Source organism: Ignavibacteriota bacterium (assembly GCA_016713565.1).
GTDB lineage: Bacteria > Bacteroidota > Ignavibacteria > Ignavibacteriales > Melioribacteraceae.
In genome coordinates this window covers 247646-265866 of sequence record JADJOX010000007.1, presented here as the reverse complement: position 1 = coordinate 265866, position 18221 = coordinate 247646, and the positions used below count along the sequence as shown (strand labels likewise).

Genomic DNA, 18221 nt, shown 5'->3' with positions numbered 1-18221 from the left:
CCAAATTACAAAATAGGATTAGTTAAAAATGCAGATTGGTTTAGTTGGATTACAATATTCCGGTAAAACGACGTTATTCAATATTCTTTCCGGAACCCAGAACATTCAAAATGTAAATTCAGATAAAGCTTCCATTGAAGTTGTAAAAGTACCGGACGAAAGATTGGATTTGCTTACCGAGATATTCAAACCTAAAAAAACCGTAAACGCGACTATAGAAGTTTACGATATACCCGGATTACGAACCGGAGATGACGGTAAATTAAGAATAACCTCCACATTTCTGAACGAAGTAAAAAATAATGACGCTTTGTTTTATGTAATTAGAAAATTCCAAGAAGATTCCGTTCCGCATCCAATGAATAAAATTGACGTTTGCGAAGATATAGCATTTTTGGAAAACGAATTTTTATTTCATGATATTGCTTTTCTTGAAAATAGAATTGAAAAACTAAAGAGAGATGTGCTTAAAACAAAAGATGAAAGATTAAAAAAGGAAATTCCAGTTATAGAAAAATGTTTTAATCATGTTGAAAAAGAAAAACCTTTAAGAAATTTGATTTTAGATGAAAATGAAAAAAAATTACTTTCCGGCTACCAATTAATGACGTTGAAACCATTGGTAATTGCAATAAATTTCGACGACGAATCGATGAGCTCGGTCGATTCGGAAATTCAAAAAGCTGCCGAATTGATTAATGATACAAACGTTAAAATAATTCCATTTTTCGCAAAGTTGGAATTGGAACTTGCTAACCTTGATGATGCCGATAGAAAATTATTTATGGAAGATTATGGAATTAAAGAATCGGCGTTAACAAAGATTCTTAAATCTTCATACGAAGCTTTAGGCTTGCAGAGTTTTTTTACTGTTGGTGAAGATGAGAACAGAGCATGGACAATCAAAAAAAATTATACCGCACAAGATGCGGCTGGCGTTATACATTCGGATTTTTACAGCAAATTTATAAGAGCCGAAGTTGTTGGCTACGATGATTTTATGAAATACAAAACTTTTGCCAAATGCAAAGAAGGCGGTGTTTGGAAACTTGAAGGCAAAGAATATATTGTTCAAGACGGCGATATATTAAATATTAGACACAGTTAATTTTATAAAAAATTTGGGGAATAAAATGTCAAAGCAAGCAATAGAAGGACTAAAACCGGAATTACTATGGCAGCATTTTTATGAATTAAGCCAAATTCCAAGACCATCAAAAAGAGAATACAAAGCAGTTGAGTTTGTTAAGAATTTTGCCAATAGAAATAATTTTAAATATAAAGAAGATAAAGTCGGGAATATTGTTATTTCCGTTCCCGCTTCCAAAGGAAAAGAAAATTCACCTGTAATTGTTTTGCAAGGTCATGTTGATATGGTTTGCGAAATGAACAAAGGTACAAAACACGATTTTGATAAAGATCCAATAAAATTATTAAATATTGGTGAATGGATAAAGGCTGATGGAACTACTCTCGGTGCTGATAACGGAATTGGTGTTGCTGCGGCAATGGCAGTTGCTTTGGATAAAAACGCGGTTCATGGACCGTTGGAATTATTATTTACAATTGATGAAGAAACCGGAATGACGGGAGTAAATGAATTACAGCCGAAATTTATTTCTGGCAAAACATTATTAAATATGGATTCCGAAGAAGACGGAGCATTTTATGTCGGCTGTTCCGGGGGACAAGATACCGCAGGTACATTTTTAATTGAATTTGCAAAACCAAAAAAAGATTTTATTCCCATTGAAATTTTAATAACAGGATTAAAAGGCGGACATTCTGGTTTGGATATTATTTTACAAAGAGCAAACTCTATAAAGCTGCTTGGACATTTCCTTTCGCAATTGAAAATAAAATACCAAATCGCACAATTAAGCGGAGGATCGTTACGCAATGCAATTCCTCGAGAAGCTGAAGTTGTTATTTTAATTCATCCAAATGATCTTACAAATCTTAAAAAATTTGCTAAGAATTTTATTTCTGATTCTTTATTGGAATTTAAAACTGTTGACGCAAATCTTGATGTTGTGATTAAGAAATCTAAAAATAAAGTTTCAAAGGTATTTAAAACCGAACTGATTGAAAAATTGATAAATGTTATTTTAGCTTTGCCTCACGGCGTTGTTGCCATGAGTCCGGATATTCCAAATTTGGTCGAAACTTCTACAAATTTGGCAACAATTAAAATGGAAAAAGACAAAATTACAATTGGAACAAGTCAAAGAAGTTCTATAGAAAGTGCTAAAAATAAAATAGCAAATACAGTTAAAGCGGTATTTAAACTTTCTGGGGCTGAGTTAGCAGAAGGTGACGGATATCCCGGTTGGAAACCGAATATGGAATCTCTTCTTTTAAAAGTATCAAATAAAGTTTACACCAAGATGTTTAATAAAGAACCACAAATAAAAGCAATTCATGCGGGATTGGAAACCGGTCTTTTGGGTGCAAAATATCCGGGACTCGATATGATTTCATTTGGTCCAACGATTCAAGGCGCTCATTCGCCGGATGAAAAAGTAAATATAAAAGATGTTGAAAAGTTTTATAATTTGCTTAAAGGAATTTTAAAGGAGCTTAGTTAGAAAAAATAATTATTATTTTGTTTAACATAATTCAGATTTGGATTAAAACTCAAATTTAATTTCAATTTATTTAGAATTTGAAATTGTTTTATAGATATTTATATTTTTAGCTGTAATTAAATGAACATTTACAATTTATGTACAATGTTCTAAATTAAAATCGGATAATAGAATCATAATATTTGTTGAGGGGAAAATGAAAAGTAAAGTTAAATTATACGATGTTCCTCAAATTACCAGTATTCAAGAAATGATATTACGATCATCGGAAGTTTACAGAGATAAGCTTGCGCTTGAAGATCTGCAAAACTATCCCATATCAAAAGTTACGTTTGCACAGCTTAAAGAAAATCTATTAAGATTTGGGAAAGCTTTAAAAGCACTCGGATTAAATGAACGAACACATATTGCTTTAATTGGAGAGAATAGAGTTCAATGGTCAATTTCATATTTAACATTAATGTGCTTTAACTACGTTGTTGTTCCCATTGATAAAAATCTTACCGAAAATGAAATTCTAAATATTATTCACGAATCTGATTCCGAAGCAATTATTTTTTCCGATACTTTTACAAATACGCTAACGGAAAATAAGTCCGTCTTAAAAAAATTAAGGATCTTAATAAACATGGACAAAGCAGATCCCGACGGACAATTTTTAAGCATGAAAAGTATAATCGATAATCAGATAATAGGCGACACAACAATATTACCCAAAATTAATCCCGAAGACTTAGCGGAAATTATTTTTACTTCGGGTTCACTTGGCAGAGCTAAAGGAGTAATGCTTTCCCAAAAGAATCTTGCTTCAAATTTGGTTGATATGTTAAGTATGTTAATGATGTATCCTGAAGACAGGTTTTTATCAGTTTTACCAATTCACCATACTTACGAATGCACTTGCGGAATGCTGTGTCCGCTTTATGCAGGTTCATCAATTCATTATGCCCGCTCGCTTAAAACCGTCGCCGAAGATATGCAGAAGGTAAAAGCTACAATTGTTTTGGGTGTTCCGTTATTGTTTGATAAGATGTTTAAAAAAGTAATGAAGGCAATTAACGAAGATAAGAAAAAGTCGTTTCTTGTTCCTAAATTGATAAAACTTACAAATCTTACTCAAAAAATTGGAATAAAAGATCTAAAGAAAAAAATATTTAAAGAGCTGCAAAATAAATTCGGCGGTGCGATTAGAATATTTATTGTGGGCGGCGCGGCAGCTGATCCGGTTGTTGCAGAAGGTCTGCAGGGATTTGGTTTCTCATTTTTACAGGGTTATGGATTAACAGAAACATCTCCTATTCTTGCATTGAACCAAGCAGAAAATTTTAAAAATAATGCGGCAGGAATTCCGCTGCCTAACGTACAGATTAAAATAATGGATAAAGATGAAGATGGAATCGGTGAAATTTATGCAAAGGGAAATAATGTTATGTTGGGTTATTACAAGGATTCCGCCAAAACAAAAGACGCGTTTTTTGATGGTTGGTTCAAAACAGGCGACTTAGGTTTTATTGATTCTGATGGATTTCTTCACATTTCCGGAAGAAAGAAAAATGTAATAATATCAAAAAGCGGAAAAAATGTTTTTCCGGAAGAAATTGAAGATCAGCTAAATCACAGTCCGTTTATTTTAGAATGTCTTGTCTACGGGGAAAAAAGCGAGAAACAAGACGAAATCATAGCCGCTCAAATTGTAGTAGATGCCGAAGCTTTTATTTTATTCTCGCAGGAAAATAATGTTCAAATTACAGATGAATTAATAAATGAAACAATTGAAAAAGAAGTGGCGAAAGTAAATAAAAACCTTGCTTCGCATAAAAAAATAGTAAAATTCAATATCCGCGAAAACGAATTTGTTAAAACAACAACGCAAAAGATTAAAAGATATTTGGTTAGCTAAAAAAAATGGCTCTAAATTTTATTTTAGAGCCATTAAGGACCAACAAATCAAAAGGAAGTTATTATTAAGTCTTTATTTCTAAAGACAGTTCAAATAAATGAAAATAATGAAACAGATACTGTGATCTAAGACAAAATATTGGATTATTGCTTAAATAATTTTTATTATAGCCGATAATGTTACGAATAACTTTGGCTAAAAATGGAAACATACTTTGAACCTTCAATTTCTGCCTATTTTTTGATAAATGAAGTATCTAAAAAATTATCTATTGATGAAATTCCGGAAAAAAGTGTTATGAACGGGAATGCAAAGAAGATCATTTCCGAGTGTGTAAGAATTATTGAAACAAACTACAATGAAAAGAGAACCAGAGAATTGCTTAAATATTATGTAGCACATAGCTTTTTTGAAGATTATGATTTGGAAAATGAAGAAAATTTCTTAGATCAAGTAATAAATTAACGCAGTTTTAATAAATTTAGACTTTTTTAATTTTCTTTACATAAAAAGTTTTCACTCCGAAAACAAGCATGAGTAAAAGTGCGAAATAAGAAGCGCCGTCCCTTATTAAATTTGCATTTTGATGATATTCTGTAACTTCAATTAAATCATTATTTATAAAACTACCTTTTATGGAAATTTTTCTTCCGCTTAAATCATATTTGCTCTTTAATTCAATTAAATCATTATTGAAAGAAGTTATCCAATAGCTTTTTGTATTCTGGTTAAATTCTACTAATTTTCTATCTAACTCAACAAATTTACCTGTCCGTTCCGATTTATTTTTTAATGTACTTAGAAAATGGTAATCGTTTTCATAAATATCATTAAAAAAAAGCAATGGCAATAAAAAATAAATAAGCAATAAAATTGTAGAAATGAACAATCGGATTTTAGTAAAGGTAAAATAAAACTTAATGTTCCTAAAATCCTTCCAGTTAAAAACAAAAAATACTAATCCTAAAAATCCCAGAAATTGAATTACAAAATGTTCAGGCCAAATAATTCTAAAATTCAGAATCTGCCAACTGAAAGGCGCAAAAAGCTGAACTCCATTTGCCCATTTTGTTTCAATTGAATCCGTTAATAAATGAAGTACCGATCCTGAAAAGAGAGTAAAAAATGTTAATTGATAATTTTTCGTTATTGCTGAGACAGCTAAACTTATAATAATACAGAAAAACAATGAGGATTGTATAATCGAAAAAGCTTGAAGATCATAACCGTTTATATAAGGTACAAAAATTTCAAAAATTTTTTTTAAGATCCACGGAATATCGGGAATTATACAACCCAAATAGATCCAAAAAATATTTGCTTTTCGACTGAAAGTTTTTGTTAAAAAACCGTTTATTCCTATGTGAACGAGAGTATTTGGCATTTAGAAAAATAATTTAGAATTTGTTTACAAAATTATAAATCTAAATGCCAAAATAGAAATACTATTTACCCTTTTCCGTGTAAACTAATTCCTCATCAAGATCAATATAATCTGTAACTTCATCAGCAGATAACTTAAAGATTTGAATATGAGAATCGCCTTCCTCAAACCATTCGTTCGTCATTTTTTTTGCTTCTTCAAAAGTATCCGCAAATTGATCATGATGATCGGCTGTTGCGTGAAAACAAATATGAGTCATTTTGTACCTCAGAATGAATATTGTGAATTGAATTTGATAATCTATTGATGTATGAATGATTAGTAGGTAATATTATGAATAAAAGTTTATGTAAAATTCCTTCGGCAAAATAAAATACTTTACCGGTTAAGGGGGAAAAAATTTTTACGATAGAAATTTTAAGCTTCATCGTAAACTGAATTTTAGTAATTAATTTACATGTAAGTTAGAAAAATAATACTTTTAGGTCAACTATAAAATTTGTGAAAAAATTGATGTAAATCATTATTAAACTATAATTTTATATTGAATTGCCGTTAAATTTTATAATCAGATTAAAAAAAATATATTTATTCCAGACTCAAGGAATTGTAAAATATAAGTTCTAAATTTGGAAAGATTTTAAAATGCTTAATTAGTTGACAAAGCAGAAATGGATTGAAATATTTTTTTTGAACAACAAATTAAAAGATAAAATGAAAAACTTAATATTAATACTGATTCTAATATTCGTTAATATAAATAATTTTATTTATTCACAAAACATCAATATAATTCCATTGCCCGTCAATTTAGAATTGGCAGAAGGAAATTTTGTAATTAATGATATTACAACAATCTATATTGAAAAAAATGAAGAAATATATTTGCGGACAGCCGAACATCTGAAAGATAATATTTTTAAACGAACGGGAATAAATTTAAAGATAAGTGTTAATTCCAATAAACCGGGAATTCAAATATTTATTGACAGTTTAAACGTTAAAGAAACCGACGGCTATTCAATTGAAATAAAGAAAGATATAATAAAAGTTATAGCGAATAATTCAAACGGAGCGTTTTACGCAGTTCAGACTTTAAAAATGCTTCTAAAAAAAAATGATAATATCTATTTCCAATGTTGTAAAATTTACGATTTCCCTCGATATGCATATAGAGGATTTATGTTGGATTCAAGCCGTCATTTTCAATCAGTAAATTTTATTAAAAGGATACTGGAAATTATGTCCGTTTTAAAATTAAATATATTTCATTGGCATTTATCGGATGACGAAGGTTGGCGGATTGAAAGCATAAAATATCCAAAATTAAATAGAATTGGTTCATATCAGGATTCGTTAAATTCAAAGGAAAGGAACGGATACTATAAAATTTCCGAGATTAAAGAGATAATTGAGAATGCCGAGAAACTCCATATAAAAATTATTCCCGAAATTGAAATGCCTGGACATTCTAGGGCAATAATGAAAAGTTTTCCGGAACTACTTTGCAAAACCAATGAAGGCGGAAATACTTTTTGTGCCGGGAATGAAAAAAGTTACGAATTTATTAAAAATTTGATTGGTGAAGTTCTAGATATTTTTCATCCAGAAATAATTCATGTAGGCGGTGATGAAAGACCAAAAGGTATTTGGGAAAAATGTCCTGACTGCAATGTTATGATACAGAAAACAAAATTGGAAAATGAGGACATGCTTCAAAATTATTTTATGAAGGAAATATGTGATTATATTACAACAAAAGGGGTAAAAACATTTGCCTGGGCTGAAAACATTAAAGAAGGAGTTCCAGCAAATCAAATAATTGAAGGCTGGCATCCGGGAGATTCTTGGGAAGCGGCAAATAATGACCAATTTACCGTAAACGCGGATAATTGGTTTGTATATTTTGATTACCCAAGTTATCCCAGAAATGATAAACCGAATTGGATGCTCGTTCTAAATTTGGAAAAGGTTTATTCATTTGATCCAACGCCTGACAGTTTGGATGAAAGTAAGCACAAGTATATTTTGGGAAGTGAATGCGCGTTGTGGACGGAATTAGTTCTTGAAAATGACGTTCAATACCAATTATTCCCAAGAATACTTGCCCTATCTGAAGTAGTTTGGAGTAAACCTCATAAAGATTACCGATACTTTTTAAATAGAGTAATACATTTAAAATCATATTTTGACTATTACGGCTTTGAATATGAAAAAGGCGCCTGGTAAAGAAATATTATAATTGAATTTATAATGAAATTAAAAATGCTAAATCGGGATAAACATTATAAAATCATAACTATCTGAAACATATAACCGCTAATTATTCTGTAATCTTTTCTATCACATTCTCGTAAATATATTAATATACATTATATAAAATCAAAATATTATAAAAAAAATAATTAAAACTATGACAAAAAAGAAAACAAAAAAATTATTATTCAAATTATTACAATTGTAATAATATTTGCGTAAATTTAAATTGTATACAAAATCAGCAATAAAAGTGAGATAAACATTGAAAACATTCATCGCAAGACTATATAAATCGGAATATGAAAAATTATCAAAGAAAATGTCAACCAAAGATATGACTAATGCTCAATTAGTTGAATTATCATTTGATAAATTTCTAAAACTAGACAAAAAAAAACAAAATGAATATTGGCAGTGTCTTGAATTTGATAGACTAAAAACATATCCTTTTCAAGTAAAGTTTAGTGATCAATTTGCTGAAAAGTTTGATTATGCAGCGGAAATGTTCAATATCAAAAGAGGACAATTGTTAAGAATTGTTTTGATGAGCATGATTGAACCAAAGTAAAAGTACTGCTAATTAAGAAACATTGAAAATTAAAATAAAGCTATTTGTCAAATCGTAATGTTTATAATATATCAATGAAACATTATGAAAGATAAATTAATTTCATTTATTTTAGTTATAACTTTGGCTTGAAAATCCATTTGAACCAAATCATGTTTATGAATTGAAATAATTTAATAATTAAAATATTGATAATTATTAATTATAATATAAAATAATAAATTATTTATTAATGATTATATTGACTTAATATAAAAGACGCTCTCAAATTTTATAAAGTATTCACAATTGGTAAGAGAAATTTGCAAAAAATGTGATTTGATTCAATAAATTATAAATTTTGAGGCGGCAATCGGATTCGAACCGATGAATAAAGGTTTTGCAGACCTTCGCCTTAGCCACTTGGCCATGCCGCCGCAATTAAATTGGGAACGGAAAATCAGTAAATTTTTGAATTATTTTGATATATTACGGATAAACTTAAGGTATTTCCGCAATTTCACTATAAAAAAGAAAATCCACCTAAGTGGATTAGAGCGGGAGACGAGACTCGAACTCGCGACATCAACCTTGGCAAGGTTGCGCTCTACCAACTGAGCTACTCCCGCATATTATTTTCAAAAAACTTAGATTAAAATATAATATTGTTTAGTTTCTTAATCAATAGAAAAATCATTTTCTTGATCCGTGAATAAATCCCCTATACGGTCTTGAGTGCTGAACAGAAATAAAACTGTTTTTATCAATTCCTTCAATAATTTTCTTCGCTTTCGGCAAATCACGTCGTCTTATTAAAATAATAATTAAGGATACGCCTCCCGAACCGCCTTCCGCGGGTAAAATTGTTACTCCAAATTTAGCTTTTCTAAGCTCATTTGCAATATTTTCCGCAAAATGCATAGAAATTATATTTACTTGCACATAGCCAATAGCGACCTTTTCTTCTAAAGTTATTCCAATAACATTGCCGAACGCAAAACCTAAAGCATAGCCAATCATATTGTAGGTATTATCTAAATGCTGGAAAATATAACGCATTCCAAAAATCCAAATTAATACTTCGCAGAATCCGATTAAGCCGGCTAAATATTTTCTGGCTTGAACTACCATAATTGTTCTAAAAGTGCCGAATGACACATCCATCATTCTTAATGCCATAATAAATAACGCGCCGAGAACATAATCCCACATTTTTAATCCTTTATAAATAAAGTAACTTTTTGTATAACCAAATGTAAAAATTTAATTGCAAAAATCATTCTTACAAAAAAATATTTTGTAACTTTGTGCGCAAAATAAATTAATAAAATGTACGAAACAGAAAGAAGAGAATTAGTAGAAAGTTTAAAACAAAAGGGAATAATCGATAATTTTGTACTCAACGCAATTTTAACGGTTCCTCGGCACGAATTTGTACCGCAAATAATGGCAGCACATTCATACAAAGACGTTGCATTACCTATCGGTTACGGTCAAACAATTTCTCAGCCTTACACCGTTGCCGTAATGACACAAGCTTTAAAACTTAATCAGGATAACAAAATATTGGAAATCGGTACTGGTTCAGGTTATCAAGCGGCAATTTTGAAGCAAATGGGAATGCAAGTTTTCAGTATTGAAAGAAATGAACATATTTATAAAAAAGTTCAAAAACTGTTTGATGAAAAATCAATAAGAGTTCATTGTAAATTCGGCGATGGTACAATTGGGTGGTTTGAACATGCGCCGTTTAACGCAATTATTGTTACTGCTGGCAGCCCATCAATTCCGGAAAATTTAAAAAAGCAATTGGCTGTTGGCGGAAGATTGGTAATTCCGGTTGGTGATAAATCGGTGCAAACTCTTAAAATACTTCAAAAAATTTCGGATGAAAAATTTATTTCGGAAGAAATTCCCAATTTCGCATTTGTTCCATTGATTGGAAGAGAAGGTTGGAATTAAAAGTATTAGTAATCGTCGGTCCAACTTGCAGCGGAAAAACTTCTTTAGGAATTCAACTTGCGCAAAAACTGAACAGTGAAGTTATTTCTGCTGACAGTAGGCAAATATATAAATATTTAAATATTGGCACTGCCAAACCTAATGATTCTCAGTTAAGTTTGGTCAAGCATCATTTTATTGATAAGTTGGAACCCGACGAAAATTACAATGTAAGCAGATTTGAAAAGGAAAGTCTTGAAGTTATAAATTCACTGCTGATAAAAAGTAAAATTCCGATAATTGTAGGCGGAAGCGGTTTATATATTCGATCTATTGTTGACGGAATTTTTGATGATGTTGATACCGATGAAAATTACAGACGTGAATTAATGGATAAACGTAAAAACTTCGGCAATGAATATCTTTATGATTTGCTTAAAAACGTTGATCCTAAAACCGCTTCAAATATTTTACCTCAAAATTGGAAAAGAATAATTAGAGCATTAGAAGTTTTTCATCTTAGCGGAAAACCTATTTGGGAATTTCATCAAAACCAAGATAGAAACCTTGAAATTAATTTCTATCAATTCGGATTGGAATGGAATAGAGAAATTTTATACAATAATATTGAGTCAAGAGTAGACTCAATGATTTCAAATGGACTTATAAATGAAGTTCAATCACTTTTGAAAATGGGTTTCGACAAAAATCTTAATTCACTAAATACTGTTGGATATAAAGAAATAATTGATTATTTAGAAAGTAAAATTTCTCTTGAAAGAGCTGTTGAGCTTATTAAAAGAAATACAAGAAGATATGCTAAACGTCAAATGACATGGTTTAGAAAGGACGAAAGAATTTTTTGGCATAAGATAAATTCTGAAAATGATATTGATATTATAAGTGAAAAAATAATTAAGTCAGTATTTTGATCGTTTCTACATAACTAGTTGTTTTATTAAATATTAGAAAAAGTAAATGAAAGAAAAAATAAGAATTGCATCCGGACAAGGATTTTGGGGTGATTTAATTGATGCTCCGTTTAATCAAGTAACTAAAGGCGAAGTTGATTATTTAGTTATGGATTATCTTGCGGAAGTAACAATGTCAATTCTGCAAAAACAAAAAAATAAAAATCCTGATTTTGGATATGCAAGAGATATACCTGAACTGTTGAGAAGAATTTTACCAATATGTAAATCAAAAGGAATTAAAGTTATTACAAACGGCGGCGGTGTTAATCCGGAAAGCTGCGCTCAAGCTGTTTTAAAAGTTGCCGAAGAATTAAAAATAAATGATTTGAAAATTGCCGTCGTTATTGGTGATAATATTAAAGATAGAATAGATGAAATATTTGCAAAAGGTGAATATTTAAAAAATATGGAAACCGGTGAAAATATTTTTGAAGTTAAGGATAAATTACTTAGCGCAAATGTTTATTTGGGCGCTTTTCCAATTGTTGATGCGCTAAAACAAAATGCGGATATAGTAATTACCGGAAGAACAACAGATACCGGTTTAACACTTGCTCCAATGATATATGAGTTTAATTGGGATAAGCAAAACTATGACCTTTTAGCCGCGGGAACCGTCGCCGGCCATATTTTAGAATGCGGCGGTCAAGCGTCGGGCGGTAATTTTTTAGGTGATTGGGAATCAATTCGGGATTTGGCAAATATTGGATTCCCAATTGCGGAAGCATTTCCAAACGGTGAAGTAATAATTACAAAGCATAAAAATACGGGCGGAAAAGTTTCCTTTGAAACCGTTGCCGAACAATTAGTTTATGAAATTGGAGATCCCAAAAAATATATTACTCCTGACTGTATTGCCGATTTTACATCAATAAAATTAGAAGATTTGGGTAATGATAAAGTAAAAGTCTATAATGTAAAAGGGGAAAAAGAAACGGAAACATTTAAAGTTTCTTGCTCTTATTCTGATGGTTTTTCTTCTTCGGCAAATTTAACATATTCATGGCCGCAAGCTTTAACAAAAGCTAAAGTCGCCGATAGAATACTGCGTGAAAGACTTAATTCTCTTAATTTGACTTTTGATGAAATAAAAACAGAATTCTTAGGATATAATGCTTGTCACGGACCATTATCCAAAGAATTAGATGAAAATGATATTAATGAAATAATTTTAAAAGTATCTGTTCGGTCAAAAGATTATAATTCTGTTGATCGATTTGGGAAAGAGATTGCGCCATTAATTTTAACAGGACCGCCAAGTGTTACAGGTTTTGCCGCCGGAAGACCAAAACCAAGTGAAGTAGTTGCATATTGGCCCGCTTTAATTTCAAAAAAATTAGTTGAACCCAAAATCAAAATTTTTGAGTTATAAATGAAAATTAAATTAAGAGATATTGCTCACGGACGAAGCGGAGATAAAGGCGATGCGGCAAATATTGGAATTATCGCCTATGAAAATAAAGGTTTTGATATTATTAAGAAAATTCTGACCGAAGAAAAAGTGAAAGAACATTTCAAAGGTATTTGTTTCGGCAAAGTAGAAAGATATGAACTGCCTAATATTCTAGCACTTAATTTCATACTACATAATACTCTTGGCGGAGGCGGAACAGTATCCTTGAAACACGACGCGCAAGGTAAAACTCTTGCCGCGGCTTTGCTTAGAATGGAATTGGAAATTGAATAAAAATTTTATTTTGAAAAATTAATAAAATATTAAATTTTGAGGAACACATGTACGAAGAAGAACTTAAATCGACTAATTTACTTAAAGATAAACTAGAAAAATTAAGAGGTTATCTTTGACATCACAAAGAAAGTTGAAAAAATAACCAATTTAAAAAATGAATCGGAAAAAGACGGATTTTGGAACGATCAGAAAAAAGCCCAAACAGTTCTGCAGGAAATAAAGAAACTCGAATTTTGGGTTGACCAGTTTGATGAACTTTTAGATAAACAAAAAAATCTTAATAAATTTATTGAGCTTGCCGAGACGGAAAACGACGGATCTTTATTTGATGAAATTCAAAAGGAATTTTCCGATTTAGAAGAAAAAATTTCCGATCTTGAATTTCAAAGCATGTTGAGCGGAAAGGATGACGATAAAAACTGCATACTTACAATACATTCAGGCGCAGGCGGAACAGAAGCTCAGGATTGGGCGGAAATGCTGTTTAGAATGTATTTAAGATGGGCTGAACAAAACAATTTTCAAACACAGTTAATTGATTTATTGGAAGGCGACGGAGCCGGAATAAAAAGTGCCACACTAGAAATAACCGGTGAATTTGCTTTCGGTTATGCAAAAGCTGAAATCGGCGTTCACCGTTTGGTAAGAATATCTCCATTCGACTCAAATAAAAGAAGGCACACTTCTTTTGCTTCTGTTTTTGTAATTCCGGAAGTTGATGATACAATTGAAATCGAAATAAATCCTGCCGATCTTAGAATTGACACATACCGTTCTGGGGGAAAAGGCGGACAAAATGTAAATAAAGTTGAAACCGCAGTTCGTATAACACATTTGCCTACAAATACGGTAGTTGCCTGCCAAACGGAAAGATCACAATTGCAAAATAGAACAAATGCAATGAAGCTTTTAAAAGCTAAATTATATCAATTGGAACTTGCCAAACAAGAAGCGGCAAATGAAGAAACAGAAAAATCTAAAATGAAAATTGAATGGGGAAGCCAAATTAGATCTTATGTTTTTCATCCGTATAATATGGTTAAAGATCATAGGACCGACGTTGAAACTTCCAATACTCAAGCCGTAATGGATGGAGATTTAAACATGTTTATGAAAGCGTTTTTATTGGAATTTTCTCAAAATAATTCCTAAAAGTTTTTTTGGATTAATAGATTAGTCTAAAATGACAAAAACCATCAAATCGAACGTTAAAAATAACAGAAATAAAAAAAATGATTTTTTCGATAAAGTCTATAAAGTTGTTGCGGAAATTCCATTTGGAATGGTTACAACATACGGCGCAATTGCGGAATTTTGCGGTATAAAATCCTCCGCAAGAACTGTCGGCTGGGCAATAAACGGAGCCAAAGATTCCGGACTTCCTTGTCATAGAGTAGTAAACCGAAATGGAGAATTAACCGGAAAACTTCATTTTGGCGAGCCCAACTTAATGGAGGATCTTTTACGCAGCGAGGGAATTGAATTTGATAAAGCCGGAAATGTAAATATGGCGAAACATTTTTGGAAGCCTGAGAAGGTAAAAACTAAAAGAAAATAAAATATTATAACTCCCGATTTGTTATGTTTAATTAAACTTATCAAAACCGGGAGTTTTTCAAATCAATTTTAATATTTATTTACTGTAAATGAAGATAATCCGCCATTAACATGGATTAATATTTTTTCTGTGGCAGTATCAAAATTATCTGTAACATAATCTGATCCATTAACTATAAATCCATCTAAATCCTTTGAAACCAAAGCCATATCGCCGGTAATTTTACAGCCCGATGTTTGTGGGATATATATTTTCAGAGAAGCGGCTCCCATTTCAACATTTAAATTTGTTTCCTGAATTTTATTTCCCAGTTTGATTTTTGTTTCCGTTGCGCCGGTTTTAAGCGAAATATTCTTTACTTTAAATGGAATTAAATTAAAATAAGATTTTGCCGCACCGATTTGCAAATCAATATTGTAAACCGGATTTTCATTTAAGCTCAGTTGAAAATCATTCGTTAAATGTCCTTCAAATATCTTATCTCCGGTATCGTCCATTTTAATATCTACATTTATGATACTATCAATTTGATTTTTGGTGAAATTATATTTACCTACATTTCCTTCGGAATTACCCTTGATTAAATCTTCTGTTGTTCTTTCAATGTTGAATTTTCCCGCTCCGGCTGCAATATTTAAATTAACTTCGGAAATATCATTTTGATATTCTATTATATAAGAATTCTCTGAATAATCATGAAAATGTTTTCTGTGAAAATTATCACGATTAAAAAAATCAAAGGTATCGTTAATCATTCCAAAAATGAATAATGCTAAAACGATTCCCATTATCACGCTGAAAATAGGACGGAATATTGTACCTTTCAGAATAATTGAAATTCCAATCAGTATTAAAACAATAGGCCAAAGATCCCACGCGGCATACCAATCAATATCAATTGCGGTATATCTTCCCAATAAATAAAGTGCGCCGAATGTTATGAAAAAAAAGCCCCAAAATAAATTTGATGATTTCATGGTTTTTTCTCTGCTTTATTAGTTGAATTAAATATTAAAAACAATCCCAATAAAATTAATCCCGACATAAAAATAACTTCAAAATCAAATGAAGGAATAAATCTATCGAATAAAAATATAAAACCTATTCCAATTAAAACCGTGCCAAATATAATTCTTCCTTTGTTGGATGAATTTGGAGTTACGGTTGCAATCGGCGGCGGCGGAGTCTTAAGTTCAAATTCCGTATTTTTTTCTTCACCGGAATAATTTGCATTTGAAGCTGAATTGATTTCATTATTCAAATTTTGATAGGGTTCTTCTTGAATTACAATCCAAAGAATTATATATACTAAAATCCCAATTCCATGAAAAATTGTAAATAAAATTAGAAGGATTCTAATTATTACCGGATCGACACCCATATAATCTCCCAATCCTCCGCCAATGCCGGCAATTACTTTTTTACTTCGTGAACGATAAAGTTTTTTTTCCATATCAATATCTCCGAATTTCTAAAATTTTAGACGGAAACAAAAAAATAAAAGTTTTATAAATTTCATTTAAATTACGTCAATTCACCGATAAAATAGAGCTGTTTACCTAAATTTCGCAAAATTTAACATCAATTAAAAAATTATTGCTCAAAATATGAATTTTCAAGTAACAATTCATTTGCACTTAATTTCACATTTGTGTTAAGAGAAAATAAAAGAAATTGTATAAAAAAACAGAGTTCCATATTTTTCAAATTCAAATTAAAGGAAATTCTTTTTATGAAGATTGGTCTCTGCCAAATAAATTCAATTATTGGAAATATTGATTTTAACAAATCAAAAATATTAGAAGGTTATAAAAAAGGAAAGGAATTAGGAGTTGATTTAGTTATTTGTCCGGAATTATCTTTATGCGGTTATCCGCCGCAGGATTTAATTGAAAAGGAAGAATTTAGAGATGCAGTAATGAAAGCGGCTTTGGAAATTACCGAACAGACAAACGAAGTTGGATTGATATTCGGTTCAATTACGGAAGAATTCGATTTTGTTGGAACGGGTTTGTACAATTCCGCAATATTAAGCTTTGAAGGAAAAATACAATTTGTGCAGAATAAAACTCTGCTTCCAAATTATGATGTATTTGATGAAGTGAGATATTTTGAATCCGCTAAGGATGTTCACATATTTAATTTCAAAGGAGAGCGGTTAGGAATTTCTATTTGCGAAGATATTTGGAACGATGCCGATTATTGGAAACACCGGCTATATGAAAAAGATCCTGTGCAGCGACTTGTTGATAAAGGCTCTACAATTTTAATCAACATTTCCGCAAGTCCTTATCATTACGGCAGAAGAGAAGAAAGAAAAGAAATGCTTTCAGTTCTTACAAAAACAAATAAACTTCCATTGGCTTATGTTTCTTGTGTGGGCGGACAAACAGACTTAATTTTTGACGGTGCAAGTTTATGTTTTGATAAGGACGGCAGATTGGTAAAAATAGGTAAAACATTTGAAGAGGATTTTATGGTTTATGATACAAATGAAGTTTATTCAGAAATTAAAAATATTGAAGGAACTTACGGTGAAGAAGTAATAAATTCTTTGGTTTTAGGCTTGAAAGATTATGCGTCAAAATCGGGTTTTAAAAAAGCGCTGGTTGGATTAAGCGGAGGAATTGATTCGGCTTTAGTTACGTGTTTAGCCGTAAAAGCTTTTGGAAGGGAAAATGTTCACGTTGTTATGATGCCTTCTGAATTTTCAAGTGAAGGCAGTGTTAAAGATTCTGAGAAACTTATACAAAATCTCGGCATCACATCTGAAATAATTTCAATAAGTTCTTTGTTTAATGAGTTTAAAAATGTTTTAACTAATTCGTTCCAAAATAAAAAGCCGGATGTAACAGAAGAAAATATTCAATCAAGAATAAGAGGGTTGCTGCTAATGGCGTTATCCAATAAATTCGGATATTTACTTTGTACAACAGGAAACAAATCGGAAATGGCGGTCGGATACGCGACATTATATGGTGATATGAACGGCGCAATTGGAGTTATTGCCGACGTATACAAAACTGAAGTTTATGAAATCGCAAACTTTATAAATAAAAATGAAGAAATTATTCCGAATGAAATAATTGTGAAAGCGCCTTCAGCTGAATTAAGTCCTAACCAAAAAGACACAGATTCACTTCCGCCATATGAACTGCTGGATAAAATTCTTGAATTATATCTTGAAGAATATAAAGAATGGAAAGCGATTTCCGAAATTATTGGCGATGAAAAATTAGTTAAGAAAATTTTAAATCTCGTTGACAGGAATGAATTTAAAAGAAAACAAGCTGCTCCAGCCTTGCGTGTTACAAAAAAGGCTTTCGGTTATGGACGAAGATTCCCGATTGTTCAAGGGTGGCGAAATTAGTATTAAAGGA

Annotated in this window: 18 protein-coding genes and 2 tRNA genes; 13 read left to right on the top strand and 7 right to left on the bottom strand. The window is 31.0% G+C overall.

The features are described from left to right. Nucleotides 1–28: 28 nt before the first annotated feature. The 4 genes from ychF (at nucleotide 29) to IPK06_08210 (ending at nucleotide 4953) form a co-directional block, all read left to right on the top strand. Nucleotides 29–1108: a redox-regulated ATPase YchF gene (gene ychF, locus IPK06_08225; GenBank protein MBK7979973.1), complete on the top strand. Its 1080-nt coding sequence runs from the start codon at nucleotides 29–31 to the stop codon at nucleotides 1106–1108. Nucleotides 1109–1133: 25 nt separating this feature from the next. Continuing rightward, on the top strand, nucleotides 1134–2588 hold the full coding sequence (locus IPK06_08220) for an aminoacyl-histidine dipeptidase (GenBank protein ID MBK7979972.1): 1455 nt from the start codon (nucleotides 1134–1136) through the stop codon (nucleotides 2586–2588). 196 nt (nucleotides 2589–2784) lie between these two features. Beyond that, nucleotides 2785–4488 carry an AMP-binding protein gene (locus IPK06_08215; GenBank protein ID MBK7979971.1) on the top strand — a complete coding sequence of 568 codons (1704 nt, stop codon included), beginning with the start codon at nucleotides 2785–2787 and terminating at the stop codon, nucleotides 4486–4488. Nucleotides 4489–4689: 201 nt separating this feature from the next. Then, nucleotides 4690–4953: a hypothetical protein gene (locus tag IPK06_08210; GenBank protein ID MBK7979970.1), complete on the top strand. Its 264-nt coding sequence runs from the start codon at nucleotides 4690–4692 to the stop codon at nucleotides 4951–4953. Between the two features lie 16 nt (nucleotides 4954–4969). On the opposite strand, the gene IPK06_08205 is transcribed toward IPK06_08210, so the two are convergent. After that, nucleotides 4970–5872: a metal-dependent hydrolase gene (locus IPK06_08205; GenBank protein ID MBK7979969.1), complete on the bottom strand. Its 903-nt coding sequence runs from the start codon at nucleotides 5870–5872 to the stop codon at nucleotides 4970–4972. Nucleotides 5873–5933: 61 nt separating this feature from the next. Then, nucleotides 5934–6131 carry a hypothetical protein gene (locus IPK06_08200; protein ID MBK7979968.1) on the bottom strand — a complete coding sequence of 66 codons (198 nt, stop codon included), beginning with the start codon at nucleotides 6129–6131 and terminating at the stop codon, nucleotides 5934–5936. A 455-nt stretch (nucleotides 6132–6586) separates the two neighbouring features. On the opposite strand from IPK06_08200, the gene IPK06_08195 reads away from it, so the two are divergent. Then, entirely contained in the window at nucleotides 6587–8101 is a 1515-nt protein-coding gene (locus IPK06_08195; protein MBK7979967.1) for a beta-N-acetylhexosaminidase, read from the top strand. Between the two features lie 292 nt (nucleotides 8102–8393). Beyond that, the gene (locus tag IPK06_08190; GenBank protein ID MBK7979966.1) at nucleotides 8394–8699 is read left to right on the top strand and encodes a hypothetical protein; all 306 of its coding nucleotides are present in this window, start codon (nucleotides 8394–8396) and stop codon (nucleotides 8697–8699) included. A gap of 343 nt (nucleotides 8700–9042) precedes the next feature. Here the strand turns inward: IPK06_08190 and IPK06_08185 are convergent. The 3 genes from IPK06_08185 to IPK06_08175 form a co-directional block, all read right to left on the bottom strand. Continuing rightward, nucleotides 9043–9115 (bottom strand) — tRNA-Cys (locus tag IPK06_08185). 119 nt (nucleotides 9116–9234) lie between these two features. Then, nucleotides 9235–9307: transfer RNA gene (locus tag IPK06_08180), tRNA-Gly, on the bottom strand. A 64-nt stretch (nucleotides 9308–9371) separates the two neighbouring features. After that, nucleotides 9372–9890, bottom strand: coding sequence for a DUF2179 domain-containing protein (locus IPK06_08175; GenBank protein ID MBK7979965.1), 519 nt, complete (start codon nucleotides 9888–9890; stop codon nucleotides 9372–9374). A 117-nt stretch (nucleotides 9891–10007) separates the two neighbouring features. On the opposite strand from IPK06_08175, the gene IPK06_08170 reads away from it, so the two are divergent. The 6 genes from IPK06_08170 to IPK06_08145 all read left to right on the top strand — a co-directional run bounded on the left by IPK06_08170 (nucleotide 10008) and on the right by IPK06_08145 (nucleotide 14841). Next, a complete protein-coding gene (locus tag IPK06_08170; GenBank protein MBK7979964.1) occupies nucleotides 10008–10640 on the top strand; it encodes a protein-L-isoaspartate(D-aspartate) O-methyltransferase in 633 nt (210 codons plus the stop codon). After that, a complete protein-coding gene (gene miaA, locus IPK06_08165) occupies nucleotides 10631–11551 on the top strand; it encodes a tRNA (adenosine(37)-N6)-dimethylallyltransferase MiaA (protein MBK7979963.1) in 921 nt (306 codons plus the stop codon). Before IPK06_08170 ends, miaA begins: the two co-directional genes overlap by 10 nt. Before the next feature lie 46 nt (nucleotides 11552–11597). Next, the gene (locus IPK06_08160) at nucleotides 11598–12965 is read left to right on the top strand and encodes a DUF1446 domain-containing protein (GenBank protein ID MBK7979962.1); all 1368 of its coding nucleotides are present in this window, start codon (nucleotides 11598–11600) and stop codon (nucleotides 12963–12965) included. Beyond that, a complete protein-coding gene (locus tag IPK06_08155) occupies nucleotides 12966–13280 on the top strand; it encodes a hypothetical protein (protein MBK7979961.1) in 315 nt (104 codons plus the stop codon). 47 nt (nucleotides 13281–13327) lie between these two features. Beyond that, a protein-coding gene (prfB, locus tag IPK06_08150) for a peptide chain release factor 2 (GenBank protein ID MBK7979960.1) occupies nucleotides 13328–14435 on the top strand; the annotation gives its coding sequence in 2 pieces (ribosomal slippage) (nucleotides 13328–13390 and nucleotides 13392–14435; 1107 coding nt in all). A 31-nt stretch (nucleotides 14436–14466) separates the two neighbouring features. Continuing rightward, on the top strand, nucleotides 14467–14841 hold the full coding sequence (locus tag IPK06_08145; protein MBK7979959.1) for an MGMT family protein: 375 nt from the start codon (nucleotides 14467–14469) through the stop codon (nucleotides 14839–14841). Nucleotides 14842–14909: 68 nt separating this feature from the next. Here the strand turns inward: IPK06_08145 and IPK06_08140 are convergent, their stop codons facing one another. Continuing rightward, nucleotides 14910–15818, bottom strand: a complete 909-nt coding sequence (locus tag IPK06_08140) for a hypothetical protein (GenBank protein MBK7979958.1) — start codon at nucleotides 15816–15818, stop codon at nucleotides 14910–14912. After that, nucleotides 15815–16294, bottom strand: coding sequence for a PspC domain-containing protein (locus tag IPK06_08135; GenBank protein ID MBK7979957.1), 480 nt, complete (start codon nucleotides 16292–16294; stop codon nucleotides 15815–15817). Before IPK06_08135 ends, IPK06_08140 begins: the two co-directional genes overlap by 4 nt. Before the next feature lie 279 nt (nucleotides 16295–16573). Here IPK06_08135 and IPK06_08130 point away from each other — a divergent pair, with 279 nt between their 5' ends. Further along, nucleotides 16574–18211, top strand: a complete 1638-nt coding sequence (locus IPK06_08130) for an NAD+ synthase (protein ID MBK7979956.1) — start codon at nucleotides 16574–16576, stop codon at nucleotides 18209–18211. Nucleotides 18212–18221 lie beyond the last annotated feature (10 nt).